Genomic DNA, 1291 nt, shown 5'->3' with positions numbered 1-1291 from the left:
CCCTCGGTCAGCGTGAAGGCGACGCGGTCGTTCCAGCTCAGGGCCAGGCGGGTCGGCATCTTGCCGCTGGTCAGGTGGGCGCGGACCTCGTCGATGTCCAGCGGGTGGCGGGCATAGCGCACGACGGGCTTCTCGTCGTCGCTGCCTTTGAGCTCGCACTCGCGCTCGATCTGGAAGCCCTCGGGCGTCACACCGTCCAGCAGCCAGGCGGCCATGCAGGCGGCGGGGCTCTCGGCCGTCTGCACGAGCTGCAGCGACAGGCCCTCGGCGGCCTGGATCAGCAGGGTGACGACCTCATCGGCGCGGCTGGCGGAACCGGCGTCAACGAACAGCAGGCGCTGCTCCGGCGCGATCCAGACGCGCGTGGCCGAGGTCTTGGTGAAGGCGCGCGGCAGCAGCTCGTGCGTGGCCTGCTCCTTCATGTCCTTCTTGGCCTTCTTGCCGGGTTTGCGGCCGGTCTGGGCCTCGATCTGCTCGGCGAGCTCGTCGATGCGCTCCTGCACGACGGAGGAGGGCAGCAGGCGCTGCTCGCGCTTGAGCTTGAGCAGCCAGTGGCCGTCGATGACTTCGACCAGGGGCGCGTGCTCGATGTCCCGCGGCGGGGCCCAGCCGACGGCCAGGGGTTGCGTCGGGGCGCAGGACAGGAAGGGTTCCTTGGCCAGCTTGTCGGCCAGCTGGGTGGCGTCGGGCTGCCAGCCCTCGCCGATGCGGTAGACGATGAGGTTCTTGAACATGGGCTCGATACAAACAAGAAACCCGCCAGCGGCGGGCTTCGCAAATAGGCAGCGATCAGGCCGCGATTGTCTCAGGTCGCGCGGCGGCGCCGGCGAGGGGTGGGTCAGGCCAGGTGCGGTTCGTCCATGACCTGGCGCAGCAGCTTCTCGAACACCTCGACCGATTGGCCGCCCTGGATCAGGTGGCGCTGGTTGACGATGATGGCCGGCACGGCGTGGATGCCCTGGGCGTGCACTTCCGCCTCGGCGGCAGCCACTTCCTCGGTATAGCGCGTGCCCGCCAGCAGTTCGCGCGCCTCGGCCTCGGGCAGGCCGGCGGCGGTGGCCAGGCTCAACAGCACTTCGTGATTGGATACATCACGGCCGTCGGTGAAATAGGCCTTCAGCATCGCCACCTTCAGCGTGCGCTGCACGGCGCCGCCAAAGGCTTCATCCGCCCAGTGCAGCAGACGATGGGCGTCGCGCGTGTTGTAGATGCGGCCGCGTGCCTCCATGCGGAACTCGAAGCCCAGCGCAGCGCCGCGCTCGCGGATGGCCTGGCGCGTGCCGGCCAGCGC

The 1291-nt window shown here is 69.4% G+C and carries 2 protein-coding genes; both read right to left on the bottom strand.

The window, feature by feature from the left end; genetic code table 11:
- The coding region (locus tag AC1DU6_RS31645) for a recombination-associated protein RdgC (RefSeq protein ID WP_477862140.1) at positions 1 to 734 on the bottom strand (734 nt) is incomplete at its 3' end.
- A 104-nt stretch (positions 735 to 838) separates the two neighbouring features.
- On the bottom strand, positions 839 to 1291 hold a 453-nt coding region (locus AC1DU6_RS31640; protein WP_477862139.1), incomplete at its 5' end, for a DsbA family protein.

This window comes from Roseateles sp. P5_B10, assembly GCF_056400485.1.
Note: the sequence above shows the minus strand (reverse complement) of the source record. Positions and strands in the feature narration are given on the sequence as shown.